Source organism: Prevotella sp. S7-1-8, assembly GCF_000758925.1.
GTDB lineage: Bacteria > Bacteroidota > Bacteroidia > Bacteroidales > Bacteroidaceae > Prevotella.
Window position 1 is genome coordinate 1 of sequence record NZ_JRNC01000094.1, and the last position, 7,983, is coordinate 7,983.

Here is a 7,983-nt window from a genome sequence, read left to right on the forward strand (position 1 = left end):
GTTTTCGTCTATCATGCGTAGATCCAAGCTCATCTTGCGGGCGTAATCAGTTGCAATCAGCATCTTTGCCTTTTCCTCACTCTCGCTCAACGGCGCACGCCCCAAAAGCGTGGCATCACCGTTTTTGGCAAACTCCATCAACTTGCCGATAAACTCCTCCTGTTCAGGTGTCGGCGGAATGTTATGGAGTATCTCGTTTTTTTCGGGACGATCGATGCCTATATCCTTTGCTGTGCGGAAATCGCAAATCTCCGCATAAAAGTAATAGAAGCGAATGTAATCGGCTGATTACAAAAGGAAAGCATAAATAAGAATAATAAAAGGTGAACGATTTGGAAACGAGCGAGTTTCTTTCTCCTTCTTTCTTTTGCAATGCCTCAAAGAACACTTTATTCTTGTTTGCAAAGATATAAATTTTTCACAAGAAGGTATACGGATTTCAAGAAATTCATAGAAAACTTCACTGTATGAAATTGGAAAAATTATGAAAATCAGAGAAAAAAGATGCTGAAAAATTTGTTGTAACCCTCAAATCCGCAACTAAGTCCTTGAACGTCCTTATTACGTTTACACGTCCTCTCATTACTGAATTTGCAGATAATTTGAACTTGAAGCACCCACTTCTGCCTACAATATCCCCTTACCCCACAATGTGACTTGAGGCAATACACAATATCATTCCCATAAGTTGTAGGCATTATCCAAAATCAGTTTGGAAAACATCTGCGTAAGCATTATTACAGGTATAGATATTCAGCACATACCGCCTTGATGTCCTGATCCAAAACGGCTCACCTGACCAACTTTTATTAGTACTTATTTTGTTGATCTTCATAAAGTTAGATTAAAATATGAGCCTATTATACCACACGAATATCAATAGCTAAATACCATACGATTATGGTAGCATTTTTAGAAAAGAACAGCTTTCACTGTGTTACTGGCGTGCTATAAAATAATGATATTTAGAATAAGAACCAAGACTTTTTAAATGTGCCGTGATAATATAGTTTAAATATTCTCTGAAAATTACTTTGTTTCAAAAAGTATTTATACCTTTGCACTCGGAATACAAAAAGAGGCAAATAATTGCAGTTTGCTTTTGTTTTGATGCAATTGTTCCAATAACCTTTGCGCAAGGTTGATACAGCCCCGTCTGGGTAAAAAGGCGTATACTTTCCAAGAAACGTTAGATTCCAGGATTTAAAACATTAGTAGTTTTTTTTAAGAAAGGAAACAGACAATGAAAAGAGATTTTAAGTTTGAAACCCTTAATGGTGAATCTATGTCCAATGTAAAAGGAGGAGGAGGCGAGCTAACAAATGACACCTATATGTCACAGTCAACGGATCATGCGTGTGGTAGTCATGGTTGCCAATTTTCATCAGGGCTGCTCATCAATAGAGGATAGTCTTATTGTCAAACAGAAATAGAATGAGAAAACAAATCCTTTAGGCATTAGATATGGAAGCATAAAATTTTCTCAAACCAATTCTGATTGACTATAGAAAAGTTGCGAATCAGATAGTATAACAACTTTCTAAAATGTATAATGGGTGTGCTACTAATTTGTAGCGCACCCTTAATATATAAACAAAAATGACAAGTGTTTGCAAAAATGATTTGAAAGAATTTGATTTAAATAATCAAATATACGTATTAGACCCACTAGATTTGGAATTGTATCATATATATTCTCCATTAGATATAGAGCGTTTATATGAAAGTGTCATTATGCCCAAAAGAAATAGTGTAAAAATATCTTCGAGTTATAACTTTGACAAATCAAGTAGAAAAATAGATGTTGTTAGTTTGGACATTTCTCACGGATGTACTTTGAAATGTTCTTATTGTTATTTGTCAGCAGGGTATCATAAAAAAGAGATGATGTCTAAAGAGCGCTTTTTAGAGATACTAAAATTTCTTGCTAAAAATAATTCTAGTAATGTTACATTTTATTTTGCAGGAGAGGGAGAGCCAACTTTAAATTTCAATTTATTAAGACAAATTCCAAAGCTATGCAAGGAATTCGGATTTGAAAATAGTCATTTTGAAATAACGACAAATGGCACATTGTTGTCTTCTTCTGTTATTAAATTTTTTGAAGAGGAAAAATTTACTGTAGCTATTAGTCTTGATGGAGATAAGGAAAATGATAGCAAACGAGTATTTCTAAATAACAAACCAAGTTTTCCTTTAGTCATCAAAAATATTCTTACCCTTAAGAAAACTAGAATAAAATTTGCGTGTAAGGCAACAATTATGCCAGAGAATAAGCATATTGTACAAATGTTCCATTTTTTCGAAGATAACGAAATTCCTTTCTATCATGGGTTCGCTACAAGAGCATTTAATGACAGTTATTTGCCTCAAATAGAAGATGTAAATAATAATCTTAAGCAACAATTTAGTCTTTTAGTTGATTATTATGTATCTAGGATAAAGAACAATAAGTATGTTTACGCTCGCAAACTTATAGAAGACATAAGAAGAATCCAATGTAAGACAACGAGCTATACTGGATGTAGTGCTGGGATCAATTCCTTTTATTTCAATCTAAAAGGGGATATTTATGTTTGTTCTAGCCATAATAGTTGTAAAGAATTATGTGTTGGAAATATTCATGATGGTATTGATTACGAGAAAATAGACAAACATAATTTTTACCCAAAAGAAGTTGGTAGGTATGAAAAATGTAAAGATTGTTGGTTAAGACATCTTTGCTCAGGTTCATGTATTGCTGCAAAATGGCTTGAATCTAAGGATACGACTATACCATCAGCATATCATTGTGCATTAAACAAAATGTATTGGGAAGCAATTATTAGAATTTTCATACAGATACAACCATATATTAAGAATAATGTAAACTTCGGAGGTTAGCTATGAATAAAATGTTATTTTTCATAATTACGATACTTTTTGCTAATTTGTCAATAGATGCGCAGTCTTACAAAATATATGGCCATGTGTATTTTCATGACAAATCGCAACCACTTTCGTATGCATCTGTCAAAAATTGTAATACTCAACAAGTCGTATTGTCAGATTCCGTTGGATATTTCGAAATCCAAGTGAACAAAAATGACAGCCTTACTTGCAGTTATATTGGGTATGCGGATAAAGTTGCATCCATCTCGGATGAAAAAACAATAGATTTTTGCCTAGATAACAATGTACAAAATCTTAATGAAGTTGAAGTAATTGGTAGAAGAAAGGCTATCCAAATGTCACATGGTGGTTTTATTATCAACATGGATGTGATTAATAAAAATGGGAAATTGTTTTCTGACATATTGCCACAAATACCCTTGATTAATATTAAAGGTGGTATTATATCTATGGTAGGTAAAAATGAAGTCCTTGTTTTCTTGAATAATCACCAACTTTATTTAAAAGGTGATGAATTAATAGCTTATTTGAATTCTTTAGGAGCAGAAAACATTCAAAAAATTCAAGTACTATCAACTCCACCAGCAAAATATGAAGCCAACGAGAATATTGGCATTTTAAAAATTGAAACACTGAAAAAAATAAACCCGGGATTACAAGCTAATTTACTGGGGAAAGGGAGTATTGCCCACTATTTATCTTATGGTACTTCCGCAAAAATTCTCTATTCAAGTAAAAAGTTTAGTGTAGAGACCGCGGTATTAGGTAGTTGCGAAAAACTATTCACGTATAGTCAATATAGTAATATGTTCAAAAATTATATAGTATCTACAAATTGTCCTAAAAAAAGCGAGGAATATTTTGCTGGAATATTAGCAAATTTAAATTTAATTTTAGGTCAACATGATAATATATCAACAATGTTACAGTTGCCGTTACTTAGTAAAATTAATAATCGAGACATTGCTAATGATACGAAATATTTTTCTATAAACAATATACAGGAAGATTCCATAATGTCATCTAAAGGATATGGAAAGTCAGCTAATTATCAAACGAATTTAGAAATAAATTATGCTCATTCTTTCAATGACAAATCTAATCTCAATATTACACTTGGCTACATTAACAGCTATGAAAGAAACCATAGGAATTGGCTTTCACTTACAAAAACGGCATTAACAACATTAGATGAAAATTTTTGTAGTGCAGGTCACCAAAAGAATGATATATATACTTTCAAAATGGATTTCGACAATTCGTTTAAGAATTGGAAATTTAGTGAAGGATATAAATTCTCTTATATCAACACAAAGTCATATAATGAAGAGGATGAAAAATTGGTTTATTCTACTTCACACAACTTGTTTGGATATAGAGAAGCTAACAATGCTTTATATGTAAATGCAGAGAGTTCAATAAAGTCAATTCAACTAAGTTTGGGCTTGAGAGCAGAATATACTTATACAAAAGGACTCTCTTATACTTTAAACACTATCAATAACAACCATTATTTAAGGGTATTTCCTGTTGTAGGTATAGAATACTTAATAAATAATAGTAATACTATAAGTATTGATTATTCTGGAAGAATTAAGAGACCAAATTTCCAACTATTAGACCCTTTTAGATGGTATACAAGTAAATATGATTACTCAGAGGGAAATCCATTCATGAAACCGTCTTATATACATAATGTAAGCTTGTCTTATATGTGCAACAATTCATTTTATACAAAAATGTATTTTACTAAGACCAACAAAGATTTTGGGAAAATGGTATTTTTGGATTCAGAAAATATTCAAAATCAAGTAGAACGAGCAGGAAACTTCTTTGACATATCTACTTTTGGGATTAATGTCGAATATAATTTTCAGTTGGGTTCTTGGTTAGAAACTAATTTGACTGGAGATATTACATATTCAAGCTATATTTCAAATCAGACATCCTTTAAGAATGTAAAAGGTTGGGGAAGTGATCTTTCGTTGAACAATTCATTTTTTTTAAGTAAAAGATTGACTGGCTTTTTGTACATTGAAGATGACATACCTGGATATTATAATTATAGAAAGGCAAAAAATGCCTTTCTTTTAAACTTAGGGCTGTCGTATACAAACAAAAATAAGACTATGATTGTTAGCATTAAAGCTGAAGATTTATTCAAAACATCGAATCCAAAATATTCTTATTATTCCAATGGGATTAAACAGGAGTTTAACAACTATTATGATAGTCAACATTTGGAAATAACTTTAATTAAAAAAATTGGAAATGTTTTTAACAAAGCAAAGCCAACTTTTCAGTCATCAAATTCTGAAGAAAGAAATCGCTTATAAACTCTTAGACAAAAATAGTGCGGTAATGTAGATTTCAAAGTAACAAATGAAGAATCATTTTCCTATAGAATATCAGTATGATAGCATGCAATGTGGTATAGCTAGTTTGCAAATGGTATGTAAATATTTCGGCAGAGAATACTCTTTGGATTCTCTGTCGAAACTTTGTTTTGCTACTGCGGAAGGAGTCTCTCTGTTAGGTATCAATGAGGCAGCAAACACACTTGGCTTGCATACTACATGCGCTAGAGCAACAACTATGGTGCTAGGTGAAGTCCCTTTGCCTTGTATCCTTCATTGGAACCAAAATCACTTTGTTGTCTTGTATAAGGTAAAGAAAGGGAAGAAGTTCTATGTTGCAGACCCTGGAAAGGGATTGGTCACTTATGGCTTAGAAGAGTTCAAACAGCATTGGATAAGCACGAACTCCAATGGTGAGGACAAGGGCATTGCTATGTTCTTGGAAACTACTCCTGCGTTCTTTACTTATAAGATGCAAGGTGAAGAGAACATCAAAGAGAAGCGGTCTTTCCGCTTTCTCTTTGGGTATGTGAAGAAATACCGCAAGTATTTCGGACAAATCATCTTGGGTCTGATAGTCGGGAGCCTCCTGCAGCTTGTTCTGCCATTCCTTACCCAATCCATCGTGGATGTCGGCATCAAGAATCAAGATATTGGCTTTGTTTGGCTTATTCTGTTGGGACAGTTGATGCTTACAATCAGCCGAACGGCAATAGACTTTATCCGCAGATGGTTGTTGCTTCACATTTCCTTACGTATCAACATATCATTGGTAAGTGACTTCTTCATCAAGCTATTGAAACTGCCTATGTCTTTCTTTGATACGAAACTCATGGGCGACTTGATGCAGAGAATGAACGACCATAGCCGTGTGAACAACTTCCTTACTCAGCAGACGCTCAACATCGCTTTTGCCATGCTTACTTTCGTGGTATTTTCGGTGGTGCTGTTTTTCTATAACAAATTGGTGTTTGTCATTTTCTTGTTGGGAAGCATTCTCTATGGTGTATGGATGACCTTATTCTTGAAGCGAAGAAAGGTACTTGATTACGAACTGTTTGAACAGCAAGCTATCAACAACAACAAAACTTATGAGTTTATCACCTCTATGCAAGAAATCAAGTTGCAGGATTGTGAGCAGCGCAGAAGATGGGAATGGGAGGACACGCAAGCAGACCTATTCGGGGTACAGATGAAATCACTCAAACTCCAACAGACACAGGAGGCTGGAAGTATCTTCATCAATGAGGTGAAGAATATCATCATTACGGTAGTTGCAGCTACCGCCGTGATTCATGGGCAAATGACACTCGGTATGATGCTTGCCGTGCAATACATCATCGGACAGCTCAACTCACCAGTGGAGCAACTGATGAACTTCTTCTATTCTCTGCAAGATGTGAAAATTAGCTTGGAGCGAATCAACGAGATTCACCAGATGGATGATGAGAATGGAAAGGAAGGCTTGCTAACTTCTATTGAAGATAAGAATGAGGGCATTGACATCAAGAGCATCATGTTCAAGTACGACCAACATGCTTTGCGCAAAACCATAGATGATGTGAGCATTCACATTCCGCAAGGTAAGGTAACAGCCATCGTTGGCGCATCTGGCAGTGGAAAGACCACCCTCATCCGTTTGATGCTTGGTTATTATTCTGTCTTGGAGGGAAAAATCAACATTGGAAATACTGACATCAACAAACTCAACAAAAAGTGGTGGCGCAGACAATGTGGTGTTGTCATGCAGGATGGTGTTATCTTCTCGGAGAGTATCGCAAGAAATATTGCTGTTGATGATGGCGATATAGACAAGGAAAGGTTGTTGAAAGCTGCCGAGATAGCTTGCATCAAGGATTACGTGATGGCTTTGCCTCTGAAGTTCAATACTAAGATTGGGCGTGATGGCGTGAGACTGAGCCAAGGACAGAAACAGCGTATCTTGATAGCAAGGGCGGTGTATAAGAATCCCGACTACATCTTCCTTGACGAGGCGACCAACTCGCTCGATGCCAACAATGAGAGAAGCATCGTAGAGAACTTGGATAAGTTCTACAAAGGAAAGACGGTTGTGATAGTGGCTCATCGCCTAAGTACGGTGAAGAATGCCGACCAAATCGTTGTCATCGACCATGGCAAAGTGGTTGAGGAAGGCAACCATGAGTCTTTGACCGCCAAGCGAGGGGCATACTATAACCTTGTGAAGAATCAGTTGGAATTGGGAAACTAAAATGCTTTTGATATGGAACAGAAAGAAAGAGAATCAGAAAATATCGAGTTGAGAAGCGAGAAGGTGAGGAACGTGATAGGCAAGGTTCCTACTCGCCTCGTCAGCTTGGGAACGGTTGTCATTACGATAATAGTCCTCGCCCTCGTAGTTGCTTTCTACAAGATACCTTATCCTATATCCATAGATGCTAATGGTGAGGTCATCAATCAAAGAATAGTGCAAGTGTTCGTGCCATATAAGTATTTGTACCTTTTCGATGAGCCAAGGACGGCTCATGTATCTTTCGAGGGCAACGATAATGCATCTTATAACTGCGACATCATAAGCCATAATGCAAAACTCATACATAGGGAAGATGGCAACTATTTTATGGCAATAGCCACAGTGAGTACACAGGGACAAAATACCCCAATGTTGCAACAGTACATGAAAGCCTATGGCAGAATCATCGTCAGTAATAAAACGTTATGGCAGCAGGTATTCGGATAAATTATATCCGAATAC

4 protein-coding genes and 2 pseudogenes are annotated in these 7,983 nt (G+C 35.4%); 4 read left to right on the plus strand and 2 right to left on the minus strand.

Annotated elements, in window-relative coordinates:
* A pseudogene (locus HMPREF1640_RS13955) lies at positions 1–261 on the minus strand (DNA helicase); the annotation flags it as partial.
* Positions 262–460: 199 nt separating this feature from the next.
* Positions 461–685 (minus strand): annotated as a pseudogene (locus tag HMPREF1640_RS13805) (hypothetical protein).
* 914 nt (positions 686–1,599) lie between these two features.
* Between HMPREF1640_RS13805 and HMPREF1640_RS11515 the strand changes: the two are divergent.
* From HMPREF1640_RS11515 to HMPREF1640_RS13810, 4 genes are read left to right on the plus strand one after another with little or no spacing between them, the layout of a single operon-like run.
* Positions 1,600–2,883 carry a radical SAM protein gene (locus tag HMPREF1640_RS11515; protein WP_081935368.1) on the plus strand — a complete coding sequence of 428 codons (1,284 nt, stop codon included), beginning with the start codon at positions 1,600–1,602 and terminating at the stop codon, positions 2,881–2,883.
* Between the two features lie 2 nt (positions 2,884–2,885).
* Complete coding sequence (locus tag HMPREF1640_RS11520) at positions 2,886–5,228, plus strand: outer membrane beta-barrel family protein (RefSeq protein ID WP_231565914.1); 2,343 nt, start codon at positions 2,886–2,888, stop codon at positions 5,226–5,228.
* 46 nt (positions 5,229–5,274) lie between these two features.
* Entirely contained in the window at positions 5,275–7,479 is a 2,205-nt protein-coding gene (locus HMPREF1640_RS11525) for a peptidase domain-containing ABC transporter (protein WP_036894988.1), read from the plus strand.
* A 12-nt stretch (positions 7,480–7,491) separates the two neighbouring features.
* Complete coding sequence (locus HMPREF1640_RS13810) at positions 7,492–7,968, plus strand: hypothetical protein (RefSeq protein WP_231565915.1); 477 nt, start codon at positions 7,492–7,494, stop codon at positions 7,966–7,968.
* The last annotated feature ends 15 nt before the right edge of the window (positions 7,969–7,983 follow it).

Excerpts from the sequence above, each read along its gene's own strand:
- HMPREF1640_RS11520 (WP_231565914.1), top strand. The coding sequence starts at position 2,886 with ATGAATAAAATGTTATTTTTCATAATTACGATACTTTTTGCTAATTTG.
- HMPREF1640_RS11525 (WP_036894988.1), top strand. The coding sequence starts at position 5,275 with ATGAAGAATCATTTTCCTATAGAATATCAGTATGATAGCATGCAATGT.
- HMPREF1640_RS13810 (WP_231565915.1), top strand. The coding sequence starts at position 7,492 with ATGGAACAGAAAGAAAGAGAATCAGAAAATATCGAGTTGAGAAGCGAG.
- HMPREF1640_RS11515 (WP_081935368.1), top strand. The coding sequence starts at position 1,600 with ATGACAAGTGTTTGCAAAAATGATTTGAAAGAATTTGATTTAAATAAT.